The organism is Paenibacillus turicensis, assembly GCF_017873435.1.
Lineage (GTDB): Bacteria > Bacillota > Bacilli > Paenibacillales > Paenibacillaceae > Fontibacillus > Fontibacillus turicensis.
In genome coordinates this window covers 17,664-42,238 of sequence record NZ_JAGGKG010000026.1, presented here as the reverse complement: position 1 = coordinate 42,238, position 24,575 = coordinate 17,664, and the positions used below count along the sequence as shown (strand labels likewise).

Below are 24,575 nucleotides of genomic sequence, written 5' to 3'. Positions count from 1 at the left end.
ATGCGCCAGAAGCGCGATGTGCTGCTCGTAGATGGCTACAATATGATCGGTGGTTGGGCTGAGCTAGCTGAATTATCAAAAATTAGCCTGCAGGAAGCACGTGATAAGCTCCTAGAACGTTTAGCAGATTATCAGGCGTATGCAGGTCTGCGAATTATTGTTGTGTTTGATGCTTACCGTGTCCCTGGATTAGGAAAAGCATTTTTGCAAAATCAAGTTGAGGTATACTTTACAAAAGAGAAAGAAACCGCAGATGAATGCATTGAACGTTTAGTAGGTGATCTAACCGTACGAGGTAGACAAATCTATGTTGCAACAAGTGATTTAGTAGAGCAACATGTCATATTTGGCCAAGGCGCCTTAAGATTGTCCGCGCGAGAATTGCTAATAAATGTCGAGAACAGTGAGAAAGAAGTGCAAAAAAAAATTACAAATCGAAGCTTGGAATCTAAGCGAAATACACTAGACAATAAGCTAAGTCCTGAGGTTAGAGAACGCTTTGAGCGTTGGAGAAGGGAATAAAAGTATAAACCATCGATATCCTCCCAATTGCCCTTGACAAAGTTCGACTTTACATCTTTTGGTACTTTTGTTGTTGACGCTAGTATGCCTAGTCATATATACTGTTCGTATTACTTTACTTGATCTAGGTGACGGGCACTGTGCGTTGCAACCGGAGGGATTTGTAGTGAGTGTCAACCTCGAAAAATGGATATGTTATGATTATGAGGTTCGAAGTGATGAGGAGATTGTCGAAGCGGTTCGAGCTGGGGATAGCGAAGCTTTAGAATACTTAATTAATAAGTATCGAAGTTTTGTGCGTGCCAAGGCTAGATCTTATTTCCTAATTGGTGCTGATCGTGAAGATATTATCCAAGAAGGAATGATTGGGTTATATAAATCGATTCGTGACTTTCGTGGAGACAAGTTTTCTTCATTTAAAGGGTTTGCGGAACTATGTATAACACGTCAGATCATCACTGCGATTAAAACCGCAACAAGACAAAAGCATATTCCTCTGAATTCTTATGTGTCTCTTGATAAACCAATTTATGATGAAGATTCAGATCGTACGTTACTAGATATCATTTGTGGCTCTCAAGTATGTGATCCTGAAGAGTTGATCATTAATCAGGAAGAGTTCTCAGGATTGGAATATAAAATGACTGAGATTTTAAGTGATCTAGAACGTAAGGTGTTAATGTTATATCTGGACGGTCGTTCCTATCAAGAAATCGCTGTAGATCTCAAACGTCATGTGAAGTCAATCGATAATGCTCTACAACGAGTAAAACGGAAATTAGAGCGCTACTTAGAAGTGCGCGATATGGGAATTTAAGTAAAATATTATTGTGAAACCGAAGGAGCCATTTTCCTTCGGTTTTGTTATTCCCTAGAGGCTGTAAGAGGAAGCATACTCGAAGGTTGAAAGAATAAGGTTTATCCTGTAATTAAATGTGTTATACTGGTGTATAGCGAATCTGGCAAAGCATCAAGTCTCGTTGACACAATGTATGCCGTTATGATAAAGTGTTTTAGGTAGGCCTAATTTATAGTTAATTAGGTCAATATAGAGACATCTCTAATGTGTAGAATGTCTTCGGGAGGTGCACATCATGCGGGTAATCATTACGTTGGCTTGTACGAACTGCAAACAAAGAAACTACACGACAACTAAAAACAAGCGTAACCACCCCGACCGCATGGAGATGAAGAAATTTTGCAAGTTCTGTAACGAGCAAGTTCCTCATCGCGAAACCAGATAGTCTTTGGAGGTGTAAGTGCGCATGAAACGAGGTTTCAAGTCGTTGTTTTCTTTTTTCTCCGAAAGCTGGGCTGAGCTTAAAAAGGTTCGCTGGCCTAATCGTAAAGAATTGACGAATTACACTTTAGTTGTAGTTGGTACTATTCTGGTTGTTACCATTTACTTTTGGGTTCTTGACATCGGTATTTCCGCTGTAATCGAACGGATAATTTAAGAAGGGTCCTTAGGTGGCTTGATATGGAAAAAAGATGGTACGTCGTTCATACCTACTCAGGGTATGAGAACAAGGTCAAAGCCAATTTGGAGAAACGCGTTGAGTCTATGGGCATGGAAGACAAGATATTCCGCGTTCTTGTTCCTATGGAAGAAGAAGTGGTAAACAAAGACGGCAAGAAGAAAACTGTTATGCGCAAAGTTTACCCTGGATATGTCTTGGTGGAAATGGTTCAGACTGATGATTCTTGGTATGTTGTACGCAACACACCAGGGGTTACGGGTTTTGTTGGCTCTACAGGGGCAGGTTCTAAACCTACTGCATTGTTGCCGGAAGAAGTGGAACAAATTCTTCAGCACATGGGTATGGATGAGCCGAAGCCAGTTGTTGAGTTTGAAATTAACGAATCCGTACGTATCAAAGTTGGTCCGTTTGCTAATTTTGTAGGCGCAATAGAAGAAATATTGGTCGACAAAAGTAAGCTAAGAGTTATCGTTAATATGTTTGGACGAGAAACCCCAGTTGAGTTGGACTACAACCAAGTGGAGAAGATTTAGGTTTCTTGGGTTTTAAAGTGGGAGGATTTCGGTCCGTTAACCACTACTAGTGCAAGGAGGTGTCTTACATGGCAAAGAAAGTAATTAAAGTTGTTAAATTGCAAATTCCTGCAGGTAAAGCAAACCCTGCGCCTCCGGTAGGTCCAGCATTGGGTCAAGCAGGTGTCAACATCATGGCATTCTGTAAAGAGTTTAATGCACGTACTGCCGATCAGGCTGGTTTAATCATCCCGGTTGAAATTTCAGTATTTGAAGATCGTTCTTTTACCTTCATTACTAAAACTCCTCCGGCTGCCGTTCTCCTTCGTGTTGCTGCGAAGATCGAGAAGGGATCTGGTGAACCAAACAAGAAAAAAGTTGCTACAGTTAATCGCGACGTTGTTCGTCAAATCGCTGAGCAAAAAATGCCTGACCTTAACGCAGCTTCTGTAGAAGCAGCTATGCGTATGGTTGAAGGTACTGCTCGTAGCATGGGCATTACAATCCAAGACTAATCTTGGGACTGGCTGGTTGGAACTTGCTGGTTGTCAGTTAAACAATCAGGCCTTAGGTGGGAGGATTTTCCGCTAAGACCACACAGGAGGAAATAACATGGCTAAACATGGTAAAAAATATCTTGAAGCTTCTAAGCTGATTGATAGCGAAGCAACATATGAGCCTTCAGAAGCTGTTGAGCTTGTGAAGAAAGCTGCGACTGCAAAGTTCGACGAAACCGTTGAAGCTGCAGTTCGTTTGGGTGTAGACCCTCGTAAACAAGACCAAGCTGTTCGTGGCGTAGTAGTATTGCCGCACGGTACTGGTAAAACACAACGTGTATTGGTATTTGCTAAAGGTGAGAAGATCAAAGAAGCGGAAGCTGCTGGTGCAGATTACGTTGGCGACCAAGACATGATTAACAAAATCCAACAAGGCTGGTTCGAATTCGATGTCTGCGTAGCAACACCGGATATGATGAGTGAAGTTGGTAAATTGGGACGTTTGCTTGGTGGTAAAGGTTTAATGCCTAACCCTAAAGCAGGCACAGTAACGTTTGACGTTGCTAAAGCTGTCCAAGAAATCAAAGCGGGTAAAATTGAGTACCGTCTTGACAAAGCTGGCCAAATTCATGCGCCAATCGGTAAAGTTTCCTTTACTGCTGAGCAATTGAACGATAACCTTAAAGCTCTTGTAGATGCTTTAAATCGTGCTAAACCAGCTGCTGCTAAGGGTGTATACTTGAAAAACATCGCAATTTCTTCGACGATGGGACCAAGTGCTCGTGTTAACACTGCTTCTTACAGATAATTAATCTTTTATTATAATAGATTGCTTGACAATAATTTTGTTTATTGTTATTCTGTAATAGTTGTTTTTAACGTGGGATATAAATTTGAATATGCTTACCGTAGACAGTAGGTGCCATCATAGGCTTAATTTCCTGCCGAGGTGTTATGATAGAATCTTTCATGCAGGACTTCTGCACATGATGATCATCAAGCCTTCGTACATTCTGCGGAGGCTTTTTTAATGGAAATGGCCCGGAAAATCTATCAGGAGGTGTACAAGTTTGGCAAACGCAAAAGTAATTCAAGCGAAACAAGAAGCGGTTGATGTAGTTACAGCTAAATTACGCGAAAGTGTAACCACTGTTGTTGCTGATTATCGTGGACTTAACGTTGCTCAAGTAACGGAATTGCGTAAACAGCTTCGTGAAGCTGGAATCGAATTCCAAGTATTGAAAAACTCACTCGTTCGTCGTGCTACAGCGGCTGCAGAACTTTCTGAATTGGATTCAGTATTAACTGGTCCTACAGCAATTGCATTCAGTAAAGAAGATGCAGTAGCACCTGCTAAAATTCTTAGTGACTTCGCTAAGAAAAACGACGCACTTGAAATTAAAGGTGGCGTGGTTGAAGGTCAAGTAGTTGGCGTAGACCAAATCAATGCACTTGCTGCATTGCCATCACGCGAAGGTTTGCTATCCATGCTACTCAGCGTGCTTCAAGCTCCAGTTCGCAACTTCGCTTTGGCAGTCAAAGCTGTTGCAGACAAAGAAGAAGCAAGCGCGTAAAACTTTACGCAGTGTAATTTAAACTAATAAACTAATATATATGGAGGTTCAACCATGAGTAAAGAATCTATCTTAGAAGAAATTAAAGGCATGACAGTTCTTGAACTAAACGATCTTGTAAAAGCAATCGAAGAGGAATTTGGCGTTACTGCAGCAGCTCCAGTAGTTGTAGCAGGTGGCGGCGCTGGCGAAGCAGCTGCTGAGCAATCCGAATTCGACGTAATCTTGACTAACGCTGGTGCTTCCAAAATCAACGTTATCAAAGTGGTTCGCGAAATCACTGGTCTTGGCTTGAAAGAAGCAAAAGACTTGGTAGACAACGCTCCAAAACCATTGAAAGAAAAAGTAAGCAAAGAAGATGCAGAAGCTGTAAAAGCAAAATTAGAAGAAGCAGGCGCAACTGTAGAAGTGAAGTAATTTCACTTTCTAATTTTTCAGATAAACCCCTTGAACTTGTTTCAAGGGGTTTGTTGTATAGTGATGTCTTTTAGGAGAAAGGAGAGGAAAATGTCAGATCATTATTATACTTCTAATCCCAGCACGCCTCATCAACGTAAATCATTAGCTGTTACCCTAGGTGGTCATACTTTAACATTAAATAGTGATTCGGGAGTTTTTTCAAAAAATGGTGTGGACTATGGTAGTAAAGTTTTAATTGAAGCCATGCAGATTGAAGATCAGGATGAAGTGCTTGATGTTGGCTGCGGATATGGTCCAATTGGGTTGATTGCTGCGAAGAAGGCGAACAACGGACATGTGACGATGATTGATGTAAACGGTAGAGCGATCGAACTAGCCAAGGAAAATGCTATTGCTAATGGAATTAGTAATGTAACTATTTTGGAAAGTGATCTATTTGCTGCATTAACAGAGGATTGCGAGTTTGATGTAGTTTTGACGAATCCACCTATACGTGCAGGGAAGGCAGTTGTACATGCTATATTTGAAGGAGCATATGATAGATTAAAGCAAGGTGGAGCATTATGGATTGTGATCCAGAAGAAACAAGGTGCACCTTCAGCAAAAGCAAAGCTTGAGGAATTGTTTAGGGTTGTCGAAGAAATTACGAAGGACAAAGGGTATCGAATTTTTAAAGCAATAAAATAATGTGCTAGTTATAAAAGACGTGATTGATGTAGTAGATGTAATTGATTATAAATATTAGAAATAAATATTGACTATAGTCAATGAATATGATATTCTTATAAAATGTCAGTATTAGGATGGCCTTCGTAGCTTTAGTTGACTGAAATGTCAAGAGTTTACGTAGATGATGGATAAAATTGTATCGTTTGACGTATAATAAAAACATTTTGGGTAAATCTAGTGAATACGAAGACATCAGGCAGGAAAACACAGATAATGGTGCTCTTTTTTCGATCGTATTCGATAAGGGCTTTTCTTTATTTGTGGAAGCAACCGTCTTGAACCTATTATATAGGTACAAACACGAGTTCGCAATAAATTTTTAGTGAGTAGACATGAGGGGTGAGTTAAAGTTGGCAGGACATCTTGTTCAATATGGTCGACGCACTCGGCGAAGTTATGCGCGAATTAACGAGGTACTCGAAATTCCAAACCTGATTGAAATCCAACAGAAATCATATGAGTGGTTTTTGGATGAAGGACTTCGGGAGATGTTTCAGGACATTTCGCCGATTCAGGATTTTACAGGTAACTTAATTTTGGAATTTATCGATTACAGCCTAGGCGAACCAAAGTATACAGTGGACGACGCGAAAGAACGCGACGTAACTTATGCAGCACCGCTTCGGGTCAAAGTCCGGCTCATTAATAAAGAAACCGGCGAAGTTAAAGAGCAAGAAGTATTTATGGGAGATTTCCCGTTGATGACGGAAACCGGCACCTTCATTATTAATGGTGCGGAGCGAGTTATTGTCAGCCAGTTGGTGCGCTCTCCTAGCGTCTATTTCAGTACCAAGGTCGATAAGAATGCTAAAAAAACGTACACTGCTACTGTAATTCCAAACCGTGGTGCATGGTTGGAGCTTGAAACTGATGCGAAGGACATTGTATATGTTCGTATTGATCGCACTCGTAAAATTCCGGTAACTGTGTTGCTTCGTGCACTTGGATTTGGTACAGATGCAGAAATTCTGGACTTGCTCGGAAACGATGAATATATTCGCAACACCTTAGATAAGGATAACACGGATTCAACAGAGAAGGCTTTGATTGAAATCTATGAACGTCTTCGTCCTGGTGAGCCGCCAACACTTGATAATGCGAAGAGCTTGCTAGTTGCAAGATTCTTTGATCCTAAGCGTTATGACTTAGCGAATGTTGGGCGTTACAAAGTAAACAAAAAGCTTCATATTAAAAATCGTTTGTTCAATCAACGTCTTGCAGAAAGCTTGATTGATACAACGACAGGTGAAATTATTGCTGAAGCAGGCCAAATGGTAGATCGTCGTTTGTTGGATGAAATTCTACCTTATTTGGAAAATGGAGTTGGCTTTAAAAACTATCATGTTGCTAATGGTGTATTGGATGTAGCTGATGTACCTTTACAAACTGTTGATGTGTTTTCACCAATTGAGGATGGTAAAGTAGTTAAGGTTATTGCAAACTGCAACATTGATAAAGCAGTGAAGCATATTACTCCTGCTGATATCATTTCCTCCATTAGTTACTTCCTGAACTTGCTACATGGTATTGGTAGCACAGATGATATTGACCACTTAGGTAACCGTCGTTTGCGTTCAGTGGGTGAATTGCTACAAAACCAATTTAGAATTGGTTTGTCTCGTATGGAGCGTGTCGTTCGTGAAAGAATGTCAATTCAAGATGCTAATATTATTACGCCACAAGCGCTAATCAATATTCGTCCTGTAATTGCATCCATTAAAGAGTTCTTTGGTAGCTCTCAGTTGTCTCAATTTATGGATCAGACAAACCCTCTTGCAGAGCTTACCCACAAACGTCGTTTGTCTGCATTAGGACCTGGTGGTTTGACGCGGGAGCGTGCGGGCTTTGAAGTTCGTGACGTTCACCACTCTCACTACGGTCGTATGTGTCCAATCGAGACGCCGGAAGGTCCGAACATTGGTTTGATTAACTCCTTGTCTACATTTGCTCGTATTAACGAATATGGATTCATTGAAGCACCATATCGTTGGGTAGATCCAAAGACAACGAAAGTAACTGACCAAATCTCTTATGTAACCGCGGATGAAGAAGATAACTACATCATCGCTCAGGCGAACGCGATTCTTAATGAAGATGGTTCTTTCCAAGACGAAAACGTAATCGTTCGTTACAATAAACAATCTGATAACATTTTGACGATGCCTAGTGATCGTGTGGATTACATGGACGTATCGCCAAAACAGGTTGTGTCTGTTGCGACAGCACTTATTCCGTTCTTGGAAAATGATGACTCTAACCGTGCGCTCATGGGATCAAACATGCAACGTCAGGCTGTTCCATTGCTTATTCCGAAGGCACCACTTGTTGGTACTGGGATGGAGCATAAAGCAGCAAAAGACTCTGGTGTATGTATTGTATCCAAATATGATGGAATTATTGAACGTTCAGCAGCAAATGAAATTTGGCTGCGTCGCGTAGAAGTTATTGATGGCAAGGAAGTCAAAGGCGACCTTGTTAAACATAAATTGCATAAATTCATGCGTTCTAACCAAGGAACATGCATCAACCAACGCCCAATTGTTAAACGTGGCGATGTCATCAAAAAAGGTGATATTTTAGCTGATGGTCCTTCCACTGAAATGGGAGAATTGGCACTTGGACGTAATGTAGTTGTAGCCTTTATGACTTGGGAAGGTTATAACTATGAGGATGCGATTCTTCTTAGTGAAAAGTTAGTGAAGGAAGATGTGTATACATCTATTCACATTGAAGAATATGAATCCGAAGCTCGTGACACAAAGCTTGGACCTGAGGAAATTACTCGTGATATTCCTAACGTTGGTGAAGAGGCGCTTCGCAACTTGGATGAGCGTGGTATTATCCGTATCGGTGCTGAGATTGCTGCTGGGGACATTTTAGTTGGTAAAGTAACACCTAAGGGTGTAACTGAACTAACTGCTGAAGAACGTCTACTACATGCAATTTTCGGTGAAAAAGCTCGTGAGGTACGTGATACTTCATTACGTGTGCCACATGGTACAGATGGTATCGTTGTTGATGTGAAGGTATTTACACGTGAAAATGGCGATGAATTGCCACCAGGCGTTAACCAATTGGTACGTGTATATATTGCGCAAAAACGTAAAATCTCCGAAGGGGATAAAATGGCGGGACGTCACGGTAATAAAGGGGTAGTTGCTCGTATTTTACCTGAAGAAGACATGCCATTTATGCCAGATGGTACACCTGTACAGGTAGTACTTAACCCACTAGGGGTTCCGTCACGTATGAACATCGGTCAGGTGCTTGAAATCCATCTTGGTATGGCTGCACTTCGCTTAGGTATTCATGTTGCAACACCAGTATTTGATGGGGCAAATGAATATGACGTGTTTGACACGATGGAAGAAGCGGGCATGCAACGTAACGGTAAAACGATTCTTTACGATGGCCGTACAGGTGATGCGTTTGAACGTGAGGTTACCGTTGGTGTCATGCACATGATCAAATTGGCGCACATGGTTGATGATAAAATCCATGCTCGTTCCACTGGTCCTTACTCTCTCGTTACGCAGCAGCCACTTGGAGGTAAAGCTCAATTTGGTGGTCAGCGCTTCGGGGAGATGGAAGTGTGGGCACTTGAAGCTTATGGTGCAGCTTATACTTTACAAGAGATCCTTACTGTTAAGTCCGATGACGTTGTTGGTCGGGTGAAGACGTATGAATCGATTGTGAAGGGTGAAAATGTACCAGAGCCAGGTGTGCCTGAATCCTTTAAGGTATTAATCAAAGAACTTCAAAGCTTAGGACTTGATGTTAAAATCTTGAGCGAAGATGAGCAAGAGATCGAGATGAAGGAAATTGATGATGAGGATGACGTGGCTGGAGATAAGCTGAGTCTAAACCTTGAAGGTGCAGAGGTTGGCGCGGAATAACATATTTAGGAAGCTTTCTACCTGCTAGAAGGCTTCCTGATATTGTTCATAGATTAGAGTTTTTTAGTGCTTTGTAGAATTGTTTTAATATCAGGACTTGGTTAAGGAGGGGTGCTCCTTGTTGGACGTCAACAACTTCGAGTTTATGAAAATTGGGCTTGCTTCCCCAGATAAGATTCGTTCTTGGTCCCGCGGAGAGGTTAAAAAGCCAGAAACGATTAACTATCGTACGCTTAAACCCGAAAAAGAAGGTTTATTCTGCGAGAAAATTTTTGGACCAACAAAAGACTGGGAATGTCATTGCGGTAAATACAAACGTGTCCGTTACAAAGGTGTAGTCTGTGACCGATGCGGAGTAGAAGTTACAAGAGCAAAAGTTCGTCGTGAACGTATGGGGCATATTGAGCTTGCAGCTCCTGTTTCACATATTTGGTATTTCAAAGGTATTCCTAGCCGGATGGGGTTGGCACTTGACATGTCACCACGTTCGCTCGAAGAGATCATTTACTTTGCATCTTATGTTGTAACTGATCCAGGTGAAACTCCACTCGAGAAGAAACAACTTCTTTCTGAGAAAGAATACCGTAGCTACCGTGAGAAATATGGTTATGGTTTCCAAGCAGGCATGGGTGCAGAAGCAGTGAAGAAATTGCTTCAAGATATCGATGTTGAAAAAGAATTGGAATTCCTAAAGGAAGAATTGCGTACAGCTCAAGGGCAACGTCGTAATCGCGCAATTAAGAGATTGGAAGTTATCGAGGCATTCCGTAACTCAGGTAATGAGCCTGAATGGATGATTCTTGATGTACTCCCAGTCATTCCACCAGAGCTTCGTCCGATGGTTCAATTAGATGGTGGTCGTTTTGCAACCTCTGACTTAAATGATCTATACCGTCGTGTTATTAACCGTAATAACCGTCTGAAAAGATTGCTTGATCTAGGTGCGCCAGACATTATCGTTCAAAATGAAAAACGTATGCTTCAAGAAGCCGTGGATGCTTTGATTGATAACGGTCGTCGTGGTCGTCCTGTAACAGGACCAGGTAACCGTCCATTGAAATCACTCAGCCACATGCTAAAGGGTAAACAAGGTCGTTTCCGTCAGAACTTGCTAGGTAAACGTGTTGACTATTCTGGTCGTTCCGTTATCGTTGTAGGTCCTTACTTGAAAATGTACCAATGTGGTTTGCCAAAGGATATGGCGTTAGAATTATTTAAGCCTTTCGTTATGAAAGAGCTTGTAAATAAAGGTTTAGCACACAACATCAAGAGTGCAAAACGTAAAGTTGAACGTGTTAGTCCAGAAGTATGGGATGTATTGGAAGAGGTAATCAAGGAACACCCAGTATTACTTAACCGTGCACCTACACTTCACCGTTTGGGGATTCAAGCGTTTGAACCAATTCTCGTTGAAGGTAAAGCGATTCGTCTTCACCCGCTAGTATGTACAGCGTATAACGCTGACTTTGACGGTGACCAAATGGCGGTTCACGTACCTTTATCTGCCGAAGCTCAAGCAGAAGCACGTATTTTGATGTTGGCATCAGGTAACATCCTTAATCCTAAGGATGGTAAACCGGTTGTTACGCCTTCTCAGGATATGGTCCTTGGTTCTTATTATTTGACGATGGACAATAAAGATGCTGAAGGTTCAGGTATGATTTTGCGTACAGTTCATGAAGCATTTTCTGCTTACCAACGTGGTGTAGCATCTCTTCATGCACGTGTAGCGATTCCTGCTAAAGCTGTAAACAAAACAGGCTTTACTCCTGAGCAACAAGAATCAATGTTAGTAACAACAATCGGTAAATTGATCTTTAATGATATTTTCCCTGAAACATTCCCATACATTAATGAACCTACAAGAGCTAACTTGTTCTATGGTACACCAGATCATTATTTCATCCATGAAAAGGGTGCTAATATTGCTGAGCGTATGGATGCTGTTCCACAAATGGGCGGCGTAGGGAAAGAATATTTAGGTGAAATTATCGGACGTTGCTTTGAAATTTATCATACTACTGAAACTTCAGTTATCCTTGATAGAATCAAACAAACCGGCTTTACTTATTCTACACGTGCTGGTGTAAGTATTGCGGTATCTGATGTTATCGTTCCAGACGAAAAACAAGGAATTCTTCATGAGTCCGATGAGAAGGTTAGAGTAGTTACGAACCAATATCGTCGTGGTTTGATTACTAATGAAGAACGTTATGACCGTGTTATTGCAATCTGGTCTAAAACGAAAGATCAAATTACTGATGTTTTGATGAAATCCATGGATCGCTACAACTCCATCATGTTGATGGTAGACTCCAAAGCACGGGGTAACAAATCTCAGATTACTCAGCTTGGTGGTATGCGTGGATTGATGGCAAACCCATCAGGTCGTATCATTGAGTTGCCGATCAAGTCTAACTTCCGTGAAGGTCTGACTGTATTGGAATACTTCTTATCTACGCACGGTGCGCGTAAAGGTTTGGCGGATACTGCACTTCGTACCGCTGACTCAGGTTACTTGACTCGTCGTCTCGTAGACGTAGCTCAAGATGTAATTGTGCGTGAAGAGGATTGCGGAACAGATAAAGGCTTTACAGTTGAAGTTATTCAAGACGGTAAAGAAGTAATCGAAGGCTTGTACGATCGTATTGAAGGACGTTATTCATTCGAAAGAGTGAAGCATCCTGAAACAGGTGAAATTATCGTTCAACGTAATGAGCTAATTGATTCTGATAAAGCTCATGCTATCGTGAATGCTGGCGTAGCCAAGTTGCAAATTCGTTCTGTACTTAGCTGCCGTGCTCGTCATGGTGTCTGCAAAAAATGTTACGGTCGTAACCTTGCAACTGGTAAACATGTTGAAATTGGGGAAGCAGTTGGGATTATCGCTGCACAATCCATCGGTGAACCAGGAACACAGCTTACAATGCGTACGTTCCATACCGGTGGTGTTGCGGGAGATGATATTACCCAAGGTTTGCCGCGTATCGTCGAAATGTTTGAAGCTCGTAACCCGAAAGGTCAAGCGACTATCTCTGAAATCGATGGTGTCGTTAAAGAAATTCGCGAAGCAAAAGATCGTCGTGAGGTTGAAGTACAAGGTGAAGCTGAAACTAAGGTTTACTCTGTTACTTATGGTTCACGTCTACGTGTTAGCGAAGGCCAAGAGATTGAAGCTGGGGACGAACTAACAGACGGTTCAATTGATCCAAAAGAAATTTTGCGTATCAAAGGGATTCGTGGAGTACAAAACTATATTCTTCAAGAGGTTCAACGTGTATATCGTAACCAAGGTGTAGAAATTAACGATAAACACATTGAAGTTATGGTAAGACAAATGTTGCGTAAAATCCGTATTGTTGATGCGGGCGATACCACTCTCTTGCCAGGTTCATTTGTTGATCTATACGAATATGAAAGAGCAAATAAAGAAGCAATTCTTTCAGATCGCGAACCGGCAGTTGCTAAACCTGTATTGCTTGGTATTACGAAGGCTTCCTTGGAAACAGACTCATTCTTGTCTGCGGCATCATTCCAAGAAACAACTCGTGTCCTTACAGATGCAGCAATTAAAGGTAAAGTCGATAAATTGCTCGGCTTGAAAGAAAATGTTATTATCGGTAAGCTGATTCCTGCCGGAACAGGTATGAATCGTTATCGCAGCATTCAGTTTGAAGAGCCAGAACAAGCTGAGACAACTGAAGAAGGTTTAGAGCCAGTTTCAGTTGATTAATAGATAATAATGCGGCAGCATCCACCTAGGAATAGGGGAAATGCTGCCGTTTATTATTACTTCTTACGGCATAATTTTCACTCATTTCAAAGATCTAGTTACAGCTTAGGGATTTTGCAGAAAATTTGTTCCATTATAAAGGAAAATTTGCTTGACATGCCTAAGTTAAAAGTGATACTATGTCATAGTGCGTGAGAAGGTAGAGAAATCCCTGTACTTTGGAGGACGTATCGTATGTCTAATGAAAAAGCATTACAGGATGCTCATGTCAAAGTCGGCGCTAAACAAACGCTACGTGCGATTGCTTTAGGGCAGGCGAAAGAAGTTTATATAGCTGAAGATGCAGATCCGCGAATTACATCCAAGATCATTGCACTGTGTCATGAGAAATCGATAAAGATTACTTATGTAGATACAATGGCTAATCTCGGCAAAGCTTGCGGAATACAAGTAGGCGCTGCGATGGTTAGTATTGTAACACCGTAGAGAAAAATGTTTTTATTAAAGGTGATCCTTTGATAAAGACTTTTCATTTGTTCTTTTATGAACCGCCTGGGTCTGTGGGCTTGAAGTAAAGAACGTAAAATAAGTTTTAACTATTGAGGAAGGGGGTGGCAACAACATGCCAACTATTAACCAATTAGTGCGCAAGGGACGCCAGGATAAAGTGTACAAATCCAAATCACCAGCTTTGCAAAGAGGGTTTAACGCTCTTAAACGTGAAGCAACTGAATTGAAATCTCCGCAAAAACGTGGAGTATGTACACGTGTAGGTACTATGACTCCTAAGAAACCGAACTCAGCACTTCGTAAATATGCTCGTGTTCGCTTGACGAACCGTGTAGAGGTGACTGCTTACATTCCAGGTATCGGTCATAACCTTCAAGAGCACAGTGTTGTATTGATTCGCGGAGGTCGTGTAAAGGACCTTCCAGGGGTACGTTACCATATCGTACGCGGAGCTCTAGATACTGCTGGTGTTAACAACCGTATGCAAGCTCGTTCTAAATACGGTGCTAAACGTCCAAAAGCTAAAAAATCATAAGATATAATATCTTAAACACAATCAACTATTACTGAAAGGGGGATAACTATGCCACGCAAAGGTCCAGTTACAAAAAGAGACGTATTGCCTGATCCGGTGTATAACAGCAAACTAGTTACTCGCTTGATCAATCGCATTATGCTTGATGGTAAACGCGGTGTTGCACAAAGCATCCTTTATAATGCATTTAAATTGATTCAAGAACGTACGGGTAATGATCCGATGGAAGTGTTTGAAACAGCAATCAAGAACATTATGCCTGTATTGGAAGTTAAAGCACGTCGTGTTGGTGGTGCTAACTACCAAGTGCCGATCGAAGTTAAACCTGAAAGACGTACAGCTCTAGGCTTACGTTGGTTGGTAAACTATTCACGCTCTCGTGGAGAGAAAACAATGGAAGAACGTTTGGCTGCTGAGATTATCGATGCATCCAATAACACTGGTGCTTCTGTTAAGAAACGTGAAGATACGCACAAAATGGCTGAAGCAAACAAAGCGTTTGCACACTACCGTTGGTAGGATTCAGCTTAATTCCATAAGAATTATTTCGAAGGGAGACTTTATTTATGGCTAGAGAGTTTTCCTTGAATAATACACGTAACATCGGTATCATGGCTCATATTGATGCTGGTAAGACAACTACCACGGAACGTATTTTGTTCTATACAGGTCGTACGCACAAAATCGGTGAGGTTCACGAGGGTGCTGCTACAATGGACTGGATGGAGCAAGAGCAAGAGCGCGGGATTACAATTACATCCGCTGCTACTACGGCTTCTTGGAAGGGTCACCGCGTTAATATCATTGATACCCCAGGGCACGTTGACTTCACTGTTGAAGTTGAACGTTCCTTGCGTGTGTTGGACGGGGCAGTAGGCGTATTTAGTGCAAAAGAGGGCGTTGAGCCTCAGTCTGAAACTGTATGGAGACAGGCTGACAAGTATCATGTACCTCGTATTGCATACGTCAACAAAATGGATATTATCGGTGCTGACTACCTAAATGTTGTAAAGGATATGCGCGAGCGTCTACAAGCAAATGCTGTAGCGATTCAATTGCCAATCGGTGCTGAAAATGATTTCTTAGGAATCATTGACATCGTTGAACAAAAAGCGTATATGTACAAAGATGATTTAGGTCAAAACATCGAAGAAACAGAAGTACCTGCTGAATTTACTGCACAAGTTGAAGAACTTCGCAATGAATTAGTAGAAAAGGTTGCAGAACTTGATGAAGAATTGACAATGAAATATCTCGAAGGAGAAGAAATCACTGTCGCTGAACTAAAAGCAGCACTTCGTAAAGGTGTTGTTGAAGTTAAGATCTTCCCTGTAATCTGTGGATCTTCTTACCGTAACAAAGGGGTTCAACTTATGTTGGACGCTGTTATTGATTACTTGCCAGCTCCTACAGACGTAGCAAGCATCCAAGGTCACTTGGAAGATGGTACTGAAGTAGAGAAGCACTCTTCTGATGAAGAGCCATTCGCTGCTTTGGCATTTAAAATCATGACTGACCCTTATGTTGGTAAACTAACGTTCTTCCGCGTATACTCCGGTGTTCTTCAATCCGGTTCTTACGTATTGAATGCTACAAAAAACAAACGCGAACGTATCGGTCGTATCCTTCAAATGCATGCGAACAGCCGTCAAGAAATCACTGAAGTTTATGCTGGTGATATTGCGGCAGCAGTAGGTTTGAAAGATACAGGAACAGGTGATACACTATGTGATGAGAAGGCTCCGGTTATTCTTGAATCCATGAACTTCCCTGATCCAGTTATCGAGATCGCTGTTGAACCTAAAACTAAAGCGGACCAAGACAAAATGTCTGTTGCGCTTGGTAAATTAACAGAAGAAGACCCTACACTTCGTGCTCATACTGACGAAGAAACTGGACAAACTATTTTGGCTGGTATGGGTGAACTTCACCTTGATATCATCATTGACCGTATGCGTCGTGAATTCAAGGTAGACACTAACGTGGGTAAACCACAAGTTGCTTACCGTGAAACATTCAAGGTGCCTGCACGCGTTGAAGGTAAATTTGTTCGCCAATCTGGTGGTCGTGGTCAATATGGTCACGTTTGGGTTGAATTTGAACCTCTTGAACCAGGTACTGGTAACCAATTCGATAGCAAAATTGTCGGTGGTTCTGTTCCTAGAGAATATATTGGACCAGCACAACAAGGTATCGAAGAAGCAATGAAAAATGGTGTTCTTGCAGGATTCCCACTCGTGGACGTTAAAGCTACCATCGTTGATGGTTCTTACCATGATGTTGACTCCAGTGAAATGGCATTTAAAATTGCTGGTTCCATGGCGCTCAAAGCTGCTAAGGACAAATGTGGAGCTTGCCTTCTTGAGCCAATCATGAAGGTTGAAGTTACAGCACCTGAAGAGTATATGGGTGATATCATGGGTATGTTGAACTCCCGTCGTGGACGTATTGAAGGTATGGATTCTCGTGGTGGTGCTCAAATCATCCGTGCTAAAGTGCCTCTCTCTGAAATGTTCGGATATTCAACTACACTTCGTTCTGGTACACAAGGTCGCGGTGTGTTCTCAATGGAACTTTCTCATTACGAAGAAGTACCAAGAAGCATCTCCGAAGAAATTGTTTCCAAAATCAAAGGTGAGTAATTAATTAAGTAAGTGTTTAATTGCTAGTTAGAAGACTTCTATAAATTATAGTTGCTCTTCTAATTAGCTTAAATATTATTTCCTAATTTAAGGAGGAATTGTTTAAAATGGCAAAGGCTAAATACGAACGTACAAAACCGCATGTTAACATCGGTACAATCGGTCACGTTGACCATGGTAAAACTACATTGACTGCAGCAATCACTACTGTATTGTCTAAAACTTATGGCGGTGCTGCTATCGCATTCGATCAAATCGATAAAGCGCCAGAAGAAAGAGAACGTGGTATCACTATCTCTACTTCTCACGTAGAATATGAAACTCCTAACCGTCACTATGCACACGTTGACTGCCCAGGACACGCCGACTATGTTAAAAACATGATCACTGGTGCTGCTCAAATGGACGGAGCTATCTTGGTAGTATCCGCTGCTGACGGCCCAATGCCACAAACTCGTGAGCACATCTTGTTGTCTCGTAACGTAGGTGTTCCTTACATCGTAGTATTCTTGAACAAATGTGATATGGTTGAAGACGAAGAGTTGTTGGAATTGGTTGAAATGGAAGTTCGCGACCTTCTTAACGAATATGAATTCCCTGGTGATGACACTCCAATCACTCGTGGTTCTGCTCGTGAAGCTCTTCAAAACCCTGATGGCGAATGGGCTAAGAGAATCGTTGAAATGTTCGAAACTATCGACGAGTACATTCCTCTTCCAGAACGTCCAACTGACAAACCTTTCTTGATGCCAGTTGAGGATGTATTCTCAATCACTGGTCGTGGTACAGTTGCTACTGGTCGTGTTGAGCGTGGTACAGTTAAAGTCGGAGACGAAGTTGAAATCGTGGGTATCCATGAAGAAACTAAGAAGTCCGTTGTAACTGGCGTTGAAATGTTCCGTAAGTTGTTGGATTCCGCTGAAGCTGGAGACAACATTGGTGCATTGCTTCGTGGTGTTGACCGTACTCAAATCGAACGTGGTCAAGTATTGGCTAAACCAGCTTCTGTTAATCCGCACACTGAGTTCACTGCTCAAGTATACGTATTGACTAAAGAAGAAGGCGGACGTCACAAACCTTTCTTCACTGGTTACCGTCCACAATTCTATTTCCGTACAACTGACGTTACTGGTATCATTAACTTGCCAGAAGGTACTGAAATGGTTATGCCTGGTGACAACATCGCAGTTACAATTCAATTGATTGCTCCAATCGCGATCGAAGAGGGAACTCGTTTCTCTATTCGTGAAGGTGGACGTACAGTTGGATCAGGTGCGGTTGTTAGCATCGAAAAATAAGATAAGACTTCTCTTAAGTCTTCTTATAATAAGAAGCGGATTAGCTCCATTCGGAGCAATATCCGCTTCTTTTCATTTATTTCAAAAATATTTTCATATTTTAGTTGCAATTATTCCGCCTATTCATTATAATAATTAATGTTGTTCTGTGACGTTGCGATGATGTGAGAGGTTACCGACACACCCGGCCCCTTTGCCATGGGAGAGTGGTTGGAAAATTTTCACGGAGTATGTCCGATAATAAATTGGGCGATAGAAGGAGGGAATAAAAATGGCAAAGCAAAAAATTCGTATTCGTTTGAAAGCTTACGACCACAGAATTCTTGATCAATCCGCAGAGAAAATTGTTGAAACGGCAAAACGTTCTGGTGCAGGTGTATCCGGACCAATCCCGTTACCAACTGAGAAACAAATCATTACAATTCTTCGTGCGGTACACAAGTACAAGGACTCTCGGGAACAATTCGAACAACGGACGCACAAACGTCTAATCGACATTGTTAATCCGACTCCACAAACTGTGGATGCCTTGATGCGCTTGGACCTACCGTCCGGTGTAGATATTGAAATTAAACTGTAATATTTTAAATGCAAGTATCAGTAAAGGAAAAGAGGTGTCAACATGAAAGGTATCTTAGGGAAAAAACTTGGAATGACTCAAGTCTTCACACCAGAAGGCATTGTAATTCCAGTTACTGTAATTGAAGCTGGTTCCAACGTTGTTCTTCAAAAGAAAGATGTCGAAAACGATGGTTACGAAGCGATTCAAATTGGTTACTCTGAGAAGAAAGAAAAAAGAGCAACTAAAGCTGAAGTTGGTCATGCTAAAAAAGCTAACACCACACCTAAGCGCTACGTTCGCGAAATTCGTGGTATTGATTTGGCAGGATATGAAGTTGGCCAAGAGGTCAAAGTAGATGTTTTTGCTGAAGGCGAATTTGTTGACGTAACTGGAGTTTCTAAAGGTAAAGGGTTCCAAGGTAATATTAAACGTTGGGGACAAAGTCGTGGACCAATGTCTCATGGTTCTCGTTATCACCGTAGACCGGGTTCAATGGGTTCTATCCAAGCGAACCGTGTACCAAAGGGCAAACGCCTTCCAGGACATATGGGTCATGAAACGGTAACTGTACAACGCCTTGAAATTATCCGTGTAGATGCTGAACGTAATGTTTTATTGGTTAAAGGTGCGATTCCTGGACCTAAAAACAGCTTCGTTACAGTAAAAGAAACGGTAAAATAATTATTTCTTAAAGAAAGGAGGAACAATAAATGCCAAAAGTAGCACTTTTTAATGTTAGCGGTAGCCAAGTAGGTGAAGTAGAATTGAATGATGCGGTATTCGGTATCGAACCTAATACACACGTTCTACATGATGCAGTATTATTACAACGCGCTTCATTGCGTGCTGGTACCCATAAAGTAAAAGGACGCTCCGAAGTTCGTGGTGGTGGACGTAAACCTTGGAAACAAAAAGGCACAGGTCGTGCTCGTCAAGGTTCCATTCGTTCTCCGCAATGGGTAGGTGGCGGTACAGTATTTGGACCGACTCCTCGTAGCTATTCTTTCAAATTGCCTAAAAAAGTTCGTCGTTTAGCAATTAAATCAGCGCTTTCTGCTAAAGTGATCGATCAAGACATTATCGTTCTTGATGCATTGACTTTGAATGCGCCTAAAACGAAAGAATTTGCAGCAGTATTGAATAACTTGAAAGCAGATCGCAAGGCTTTGATCGTAGCTTCTAGCTATGATGACAACATTGCATTGTCTGCTCGTAATATTCCAGGTGTGACGTTTGTAGCGGCTGAAGGCATCAATGTTCTTGACGTGCTATCACACGACAAACTGATCATTACGAAAGAAGCAGTTCAGAAGGTAGAGGAGGTGCTCGCGTAATGAAGGATCCTCGTGATATTATCAAACGCCCGGTGATTACGGAACGTACAGCTGAATATATGAACGAACTTAAGTATGTGTTCGAAGTAGAAATTCGTGCTAACAAAACCGAAATCAAACAAGCTATAGAAGCGATCTTCAACGTGAAAGTGAGCAATGTGAATACACTACGTGTTCCTGGAAAACCAAAACGTTACGGACGCCACTTCGGATATACGCCGGAATGGAAAAAAGCATTCGTTACTTTGACTCCAGATAGCAAGCCACTTGAATTTTTTGAATCAGTATAAATTTTTAAAGTAAGGAGGGAAACATAGTGCCAATTAAAAAGTATAAACCGACTTCCCCAGCTAGACGTAATATGTCAGTATCTACTTTTGAAGAAATCACCACTGACACACCAGAGAAATCTTTGCTTGCTCCTTTAAGCAAAACTGCTGGTCGTAACAACCAAGGTAAAATTACGGTTCGTCACCATGGTGGTGGACACAAACGTAAATACCGTATTATCGACTTCAAACGCAATAAAGATGGAATTCCAGGCCGCGTTGCTACAATCGAGTATGATCCGAACCGTACTTCTAATATTGCGTTAATTCATTACGCAGATGGAGAAAAACGTTACATCATTGCTCCTAAAGGACTTAAAGTTAATGATGTTATCGAATCAGGTGTAGGTTCTGATATTAAAATCGGAAACTGCTTGCCAATGGAAAATATTCCAGTTGGTACAGTTATCCACAACATTGAACTTCAACCAGGTAAAGGTGGACAACTTGTTCGCGCTGCTGGTACTGAAGCTCAATTGCTTGGTAAAGAAGAAAAATACGTAACTGTTCGTTTGTCTTCCGGCGAAGTTCGTAAATTGTTGAAGGTTTGCCGTGCAACAATTGGTTCCGTAGGTAACGGAGACCATGAGTTGATTAAAATCGGTAAAGCAGGTCGTAACCGTTGGTTAGGTCAACGTCCTGAAGTTCGTGGTGTTGTTATGAACCCTAACGATCACCCACACGGTGGTGGTGAAGGTAAAGCTCCAATCGGACGTAAATCTCCAGTGTCTCCTTGGGGTAAACCAACCCTTGGTTACAAAACTCGTAAAAAAGGTAAGGCATCTGATAAATATATCGTTCGTGGCCGCACGAAGTAATCCGCCTAGCGGATCACTTCTTGGCTGTGAAGATGGTTATCTAATCGCAGTGTAATGAAGGGAGGATATCAGAAATGAGTCGTAGTCTTAAAAAAGGGCCATTTATTGACGCCTATTTGCTCAAGAAAGTGGAAGAAGTTAGCGCTTCGAACAAAAAAGTTGTAATTAAAACTTGGTCTCGTCGCTCTACTATTTTCCCACAATTCATTGGTCAAACGTTTGGTGTGTATGACGGACGTAAACATGTACCTGTGTATGTAACAGAGGACATGGTCGGACACAAACTAGGCGAATTTGCTCCAACCCGTACGTACAAAGGTCATACGGATGATGATAAGAAAACAAGACGTTAATTTATAGTTCTTTGTCTGAAAGGAGGTAACATCACATGGAAGCTAAAGCACATGCTAGATCGATCCGAATTGCTCCTCGTAAAGCAAAATTGGTTGTTGATTTGATCCGTGGTAAGCAAGTTGGAGACGCAATTGCAATCCTTCGCCACACTCCTAAAGCAGCTTCCCCAATCGTTGAGAAGTTGTTGAATTCTGCGATTGCTAACGCTGAACATAACTATTCTTTGGATGTAAACAAATTAGTCGTTTCTGAGGTTTTTGTAAACCAAGGTCCTACTATGAAACGTTTCCGTCCACGTGCAATGGGACGTGCAAGCCGGATTAATAAGCGCACTAGCCACATTACTTTAGTGGTATCTGAAAAATAAGGAGGGATAACGTGTGGGTCAAAAGGTAAATCCAATCGGATTACGTGTAGGTATTATCCGTGATTGGGAATCTAAATGGTACGCAGGCAAAGATTTTGGTGATCTTTTGCTAGAAGACGTTAAAATTCGTGAATACCTAAAGAAAAAACTTAAAGATTCTGCTGTATCTCGTATCGAGATTGAAAGAGCAGCTAATCGTGTGAATGTAACTATCCACACCAACAAACCAGGTATGGTTATTGGTAAAGGTGGTTCTGAGGTTGAAAACCTGCGCAATCAAATTACTAAAATTGCAGGTGGCAAGAAAGTACACATCAATATTTCCGAAATTAAACATCCTGACTTGGATGCAATTCTTGTAGCAGAGAGCATTGCTCAACAATTGGAACGTCGTGTTTCTTTCCGTCGTGCGTTGAAACAAGCGATTCAAAGAACTATGCGTTCTGGTGCTAAAGGAATTAAAACACAAGTTAGCGGACGTGTCGGTGGTGCTGAAATCGCTCGTACAGAAGGCTATAGCGAAGGAACTGTTCCGCTTCATACACTTCGTGCTGATATTGACTATGGTACAGCTGAAGCTCATACTACCTATGGTATTATCGGTATAAAAGTATGGATTTATCGTGGAGAGATTCTTCCGACGGCTAAGAAACAACAAGCTGCTAAGGAAGGAGGCAACTAATCATGTTGGTACCAAAACGTGTAAAACACCGTAAGCAACAACGCGGTAGTTTGAGAGGTCAAGCTAAAGGCGGCACTGAACTAAACTTCGGTGAATATGGTCTTCAAGCGCTTGAACCAACTTGGATTACTAACCGCCAGATTGAAGCAGCGCGTATTGCAATGACGCGTTACATCAAACGTGGTGGTAAAGTATGGATTAAGATTTTCCCTGACAAACCAATTACTCAAAAGCCTCTTGAAGTTCGGATGGGTAGTGGTAAAGGTAACGTAGAAAAATGGGTTGCAGTTGTGAAGCCTGGTAAGATTATGTTTGAACTCGCTGGTGTTCCTGAAGAGATCGCTCGCGAAGCAATGCGTCTTGCAGCTCACAAATTGCCAATCAAAACTAAGTTTGTGAAACGTGAAGGATTGGGTGGTGAAGCAAATGAAAGCTAATGAACTTCGCAACTTGACCACTGCTGAAATTGAGCAAAAAGTGGCAGGATTCAAAGAAGAACTCTTTAACCTTCGTTTTCAATTGGCTACTGGTCAGCTTGATAACCCGACTCGAATCCGTAATGTGCGGAAGGATATAGCTCGTGCTAAAACCATTTTACATGAGAGAGAACTTGGGATTACTAGCTAATTTGTGATGAAGCGTAAGGCATCTATAGTGATGCTTTCTAACTTGAGGAAGGAGGCTAACCATGAGCGAACGTAATAGCCGTAAAGTGCAAATTGGTAAAGTCGTCAGTGACAAAATGGATAAAACCATCGTAGTTGCTGTTGAAACCTACAAAAAGCATGATTTGTATCACAAGCGTATTAAATATACTAAGAAATTTAAAGCGCATGATGAAAACAACACTGCAAAAATTGGTGACATCGTGAAAATTGCTGAAACTCGTCCTTTGTCTAAAGACAAACGTTGGAGACTTGTTGAAGTGGTAGAAAAAGCGGTAGTTATCTAAATATTGCTTCGTAAGCTTAGCTTGAAAGGAGGAAATTTCCATGATTCAACCATTTACACGTTTGCATGTAGCTGACAACTCTGGCGCGAAGGAATTGATGTGTATCCGCGTTTTGGGTGGTACTGGTCGTCGTACAGCTCAAATCGGTGATTTGATCGTATGTTCTGTTAAACAAGCAACACCAGGCGGCGTTGTCAAAAAGGGTGATGTAGTTAAAGCGGTAGTAGTTCGTACGAAACGCTCTGTACGTCGTAAAGACGGTTCTTACATCGCATTTGATGAAAATGCAGCAGTTGTTGTTAAAGAAGACAAGAGTCCACGTGGTACACGTATTTTCGGACCTGTTGCTCGCGAACTTCGCGACAAGGACTTCATGAAAATCGTTTCCTTGGCTCCGGAAGTTATCTAATCTATGACTAGTCCTAAATGATAGGGCGTCAAGCATCGTTGAAACAGGAGGTGTAAAGAATGCCAAGATTAAAAAAGATTCTTGAATCCCACAGCAATAAGCTGCACGTGAAAAAAGATGATACAGTAATCGTGATCTCCGGTAAGGACAAAGGTAAAAAAGGTCGCGTAATTGCTGCTTATCCTCGAGAAAATCGTGTGCTTGTGGAAGGTGTTAACATGATTAAAAAGCACCAAAAGCCTAATCAGCTTAACCCACAAGGCGGCATTATTGAAAAGGAAGCTCCGATTCATGTCTCGAACGTAATGCATGTTGATCCTAAGAGCGGAAAAGTAACTCGTATCGGTTACAAAGTATTGGACAACGGTAAAAAGGTTCGTGTTGCTAAAAAATCCGGAGAAATTATCGACTAATTAAGA

30 protein-coding genes and 1 other annotated feature are annotated in these 24,575 nt (G+C 41.6%); all 30 genes read left to right on the top strand.

Going from position 1 to position 24,575, the window contains the following annotated elements; translation table 11 throughout:
- The 30 genes from J2Z32_RS20340 to rplX all read left to right on the top strand — a co-directional run bounded on the left by J2Z32_RS20340 (window position 1) and on the right by rplX (window position 24,569).
- Window positions 1–522: an NYN domain-containing protein gene (locus J2Z32_RS20340; RefSeq protein WP_210091033.1), complete on the top strand. Its 522-nt coding sequence runs from the start codon at window positions 1–3 to the stop codon at window positions 520–522.
- 166 nt (window positions 523–688) lie between these two features.
- The gene (sigH, locus tag J2Z32_RS20335) at window positions 689–1,339 is read left to right on the top strand and encodes an RNA polymerase sporulation sigma factor SigH (RefSeq protein WP_210091032.1); all 651 of its coding nucleotides are present in this window, start codon (window positions 689–691) and stop codon (window positions 1,337–1,339) included.
- A 277-nt stretch (window positions 1,340–1,616) separates the two neighbouring features.
- A complete protein-coding gene (gene rpmG / locus J2Z32_RS20330; protein ID WP_071784256.1) occupies window positions 1,617–1,766 on the top strand; it encodes a 50S ribosomal protein L33 in 150 nt (49 codons plus the stop codon).
- Window positions 1,767–1,787: 21 nt separating this feature from the next.
- Window positions 1,788–1,979, top strand: a complete 192-nt coding sequence (gene secE, locus J2Z32_RS20325) for a preprotein translocase subunit SecE (RefSeq protein ID WP_210091031.1) — start codon at window positions 1,788–1,790, stop codon at window positions 1,977–1,979.
- Window positions 1,980–2,002: 23 nt separating this feature from the next.
- Window positions 2,003–2,536, top strand: a complete 534-nt coding sequence (gene nusG, locus J2Z32_RS20320) for a transcription termination/antitermination protein NusG (RefSeq protein WP_210091030.1) — start codon at window positions 2,003–2,005, stop codon at window positions 2,534–2,536.
- Between the two features lie 68 nt (window positions 2,537–2,604).
- Window positions 2,605–3,030: a 50S ribosomal protein L11 gene (gene rplK / locus J2Z32_RS20315; RefSeq protein ID WP_210091029.1), complete on the top strand. Its 426-nt coding sequence runs from the start codon at window positions 2,605–2,607 to the stop codon at window positions 3,028–3,030.
- Window positions 3,031–3,127: 97 nt separating this feature from the next.
- The gene (gene rplA, locus J2Z32_RS20310; RefSeq protein WP_210091028.1) at window positions 3,128–3,820 is read left to right on the top strand and encodes a 50S ribosomal protein L1; all 693 of its coding nucleotides are present in this window, start codon (window positions 3,128–3,130) and stop codon (window positions 3,818–3,820) included.
- A gap of 80 nt (window positions 3,821–3,900) precedes the next feature.
- Window positions 3,901–4,050, top strand: a sequence feature (ribosomal protein L10 leader region).
- 32 nt (window positions 4,051–4,082) lie between these two features.
- A complete protein-coding gene (rplJ, locus tag J2Z32_RS20305; RefSeq protein WP_210091027.1) occupies window positions 4,083–4,586 on the top strand; it encodes a 50S ribosomal protein L10 in 504 nt (167 codons plus the stop codon).
- 54 nt (window positions 4,587–4,640) lie between these two features.
- Window positions 4,641–5,003, top strand: coding sequence for a 50S ribosomal protein L7/L12 (gene rplL, locus J2Z32_RS20300; RefSeq protein ID WP_210091026.1), 363 nt, complete (start codon window positions 4,641–4,643; stop codon window positions 5,001–5,003).
- 90 nt (window positions 5,004–5,093) lie between these two features.
- Complete coding sequence (locus J2Z32_RS20295) at window positions 5,094–5,693, top strand: class I SAM-dependent methyltransferase (RefSeq protein WP_210091025.1); 600 nt, start codon at window positions 5,094–5,096, stop codon at window positions 5,691–5,693.
- Between the two features lie 392 nt (window positions 5,694–6,085).
- A complete protein-coding gene (rpoB, locus tag J2Z32_RS20290) occupies window positions 6,086–9,631 on the top strand; it encodes a DNA-directed RNA polymerase subunit beta (RefSeq protein WP_210091024.1) in 3,546 nt (1,181 codons plus the stop codon).
- 118 nt (window positions 9,632–9,749) lie between these two features.
- A complete protein-coding gene (gene rpoC / locus J2Z32_RS20285; protein WP_210091023.1) occupies window positions 9,750–13,364 on the top strand; it encodes a DNA-directed RNA polymerase subunit beta' in 3,615 nt (1,204 codons plus the stop codon).
- A 234-nt stretch (window positions 13,365–13,598) separates the two neighbouring features.
- Complete coding sequence (locus J2Z32_RS20280; protein ID WP_210091022.1) at window positions 13,599–13,850, top strand: ribosomal L7Ae/L30e/S12e/Gadd45 family protein; 252 nt, start codon at window positions 13,599–13,601, stop codon at window positions 13,848–13,850.
- Window positions 13,851–13,986: 136 nt separating this feature from the next.
- Entirely contained in the window at window positions 13,987–14,409 is a 423-nt protein-coding gene (gene rpsL / locus J2Z32_RS20275) for a 30S ribosomal protein S12 (RefSeq protein ID WP_210091021.1), read from the top strand.
- A 48-nt stretch (window positions 14,410–14,457) separates the two neighbouring features.
- The gene (rpsG, locus tag J2Z32_RS20270) at window positions 14,458–14,928 is read left to right on the top strand and encodes a 30S ribosomal protein S7 (RefSeq protein WP_210091020.1); all 471 of its coding nucleotides are present in this window, start codon (window positions 14,458–14,460) and stop codon (window positions 14,926–14,928) included.
- 47 nt (window positions 14,929–14,975) lie between these two features.
- A complete protein-coding gene (fusA, locus tag J2Z32_RS20265; RefSeq protein WP_210091019.1) occupies window positions 14,976–17,051 on the top strand; it encodes an elongation factor G in 2,076 nt (691 codons plus the stop codon).
- 107 nt (window positions 17,052–17,158) lie between these two features.
- Window positions 17,159–18,349 carry an elongation factor Tu gene (tuf, locus tag J2Z32_RS20260; RefSeq protein ID WP_210091018.1) on the top strand — a complete coding sequence of 397 codons (1,191 nt, stop codon included), beginning with the start codon at window positions 17,159–17,161 and terminating at the stop codon, window positions 18,347–18,349.
- Between the two features lie 271 nt (window positions 18,350–18,620).
- The gene (rpsJ, locus tag J2Z32_RS20255) at window positions 18,621–18,929 is read left to right on the top strand and encodes a 30S ribosomal protein S10 (protein WP_017692074.1); all 309 of its coding nucleotides are present in this window, start codon (window positions 18,621–18,623) and stop codon (window positions 18,927–18,929) included.
- A gap of 42 nt (window positions 18,930–18,971) precedes the next feature.
- Window positions 18,972–19,592, top strand: coding sequence for a 50S ribosomal protein L3 (rplC, locus tag J2Z32_RS20250; protein ID WP_210091017.1), 621 nt, complete (start codon window positions 18,972–18,974; stop codon window positions 19,590–19,592).
- Between the two features lie 29 nt (window positions 19,593–19,621).
- Complete coding sequence (gene rplD, locus J2Z32_RS20245) at window positions 19,622–20,245, top strand: 50S ribosomal protein L4 (RefSeq protein WP_210091016.1); 624 nt, start codon at window positions 19,622–19,624, stop codon at window positions 20,243–20,245.
- Window positions 20,245–20,535: a 50S ribosomal protein L23 gene (rplW, locus tag J2Z32_RS20240; protein ID WP_210091015.1), complete on the top strand. Its 291-nt coding sequence runs from the start codon at window positions 20,245–20,247 to the stop codon at window positions 20,533–20,535. The genes rplD and rplW overlap by 1 nt, the downstream gene beginning before the upstream one ends.
- Before the next feature lie 26 nt (window positions 20,536–20,561).
- Complete coding sequence (gene rplB / locus J2Z32_RS20235; RefSeq protein WP_210091014.1) at window positions 20,562–21,392, top strand: 50S ribosomal protein L2; 831 nt, start codon at window positions 20,562–20,564, stop codon at window positions 21,390–21,392.
- A gap of 74 nt (window positions 21,393–21,466) precedes the next feature.
- Window positions 21,467–21,745, top strand: a complete 279-nt coding sequence (rpsS, locus tag J2Z32_RS20230; protein WP_210091013.1) for a 30S ribosomal protein S19 — start codon at window positions 21,467–21,469, stop codon at window positions 21,743–21,745.
- A 35-nt stretch (window positions 21,746–21,780) separates the two neighbouring features.
- A complete protein-coding gene (rplV, locus tag J2Z32_RS20225) occupies window positions 21,781–22,113 on the top strand; it encodes a 50S ribosomal protein L22 (RefSeq protein WP_210091012.1) in 333 nt (110 codons plus the stop codon).
- A 13-nt stretch (window positions 22,114–22,126) separates the two neighbouring features.
- Window positions 22,127–22,795, top strand: a complete 669-nt coding sequence (gene rpsC / locus J2Z32_RS20220; protein WP_210091011.1) for a 30S ribosomal protein S3 — start codon at window positions 22,127–22,129, stop codon at window positions 22,793–22,795.
- A gap of 2 nt (window positions 22,796–22,797) precedes the next feature.
- The gene (gene rplP / locus J2Z32_RS20215) at window positions 22,798–23,232 is read left to right on the top strand and encodes a 50S ribosomal protein L16 (RefSeq protein WP_210091010.1); all 435 of its coding nucleotides are present in this window, start codon (window positions 22,798–22,800) and stop codon (window positions 23,230–23,232) included.
- Window positions 23,222–23,422: a 50S ribosomal protein L29 gene (gene rpmC, locus J2Z32_RS20210; protein WP_210091009.1), complete on the top strand. Its 201-nt coding sequence runs from the start codon at window positions 23,222–23,224 to the stop codon at window positions 23,420–23,422. The genes rplP and rpmC overlap by 11 nt, the downstream gene beginning before the upstream one ends.
- 61 nt (window positions 23,423–23,483) lie before the next feature.
- Window positions 23,484–23,747: a 30S ribosomal protein S17 gene (gene rpsQ, locus J2Z32_RS20205; RefSeq protein WP_210091008.1), complete on the top strand. Its 264-nt coding sequence runs from the start codon at window positions 23,484–23,486 to the stop codon at window positions 23,745–23,747.
- 40 nt (window positions 23,748–23,787) lie between these two features.
- Window positions 23,788–24,156: a 50S ribosomal protein L14 gene (gene rplN, locus J2Z32_RS20200; RefSeq protein WP_210091007.1), complete on the top strand. Its 369-nt coding sequence runs from the start codon at window positions 23,788–23,790 to the stop codon at window positions 24,154–24,156.
- Between the two features lie 59 nt (window positions 24,157–24,215).
- Window positions 24,216–24,569 (top strand): 50S ribosomal protein L24, encoded by a 354-nt coding sequence (rplX, locus tag J2Z32_RS20195; RefSeq protein ID WP_210091006.1) that lies wholly within the window; start codon window positions 24,216–24,218, stop codon window positions 24,567–24,569.
- The last annotated feature ends 6 nt before the right edge of the window (window positions 24,570–24,575 follow it).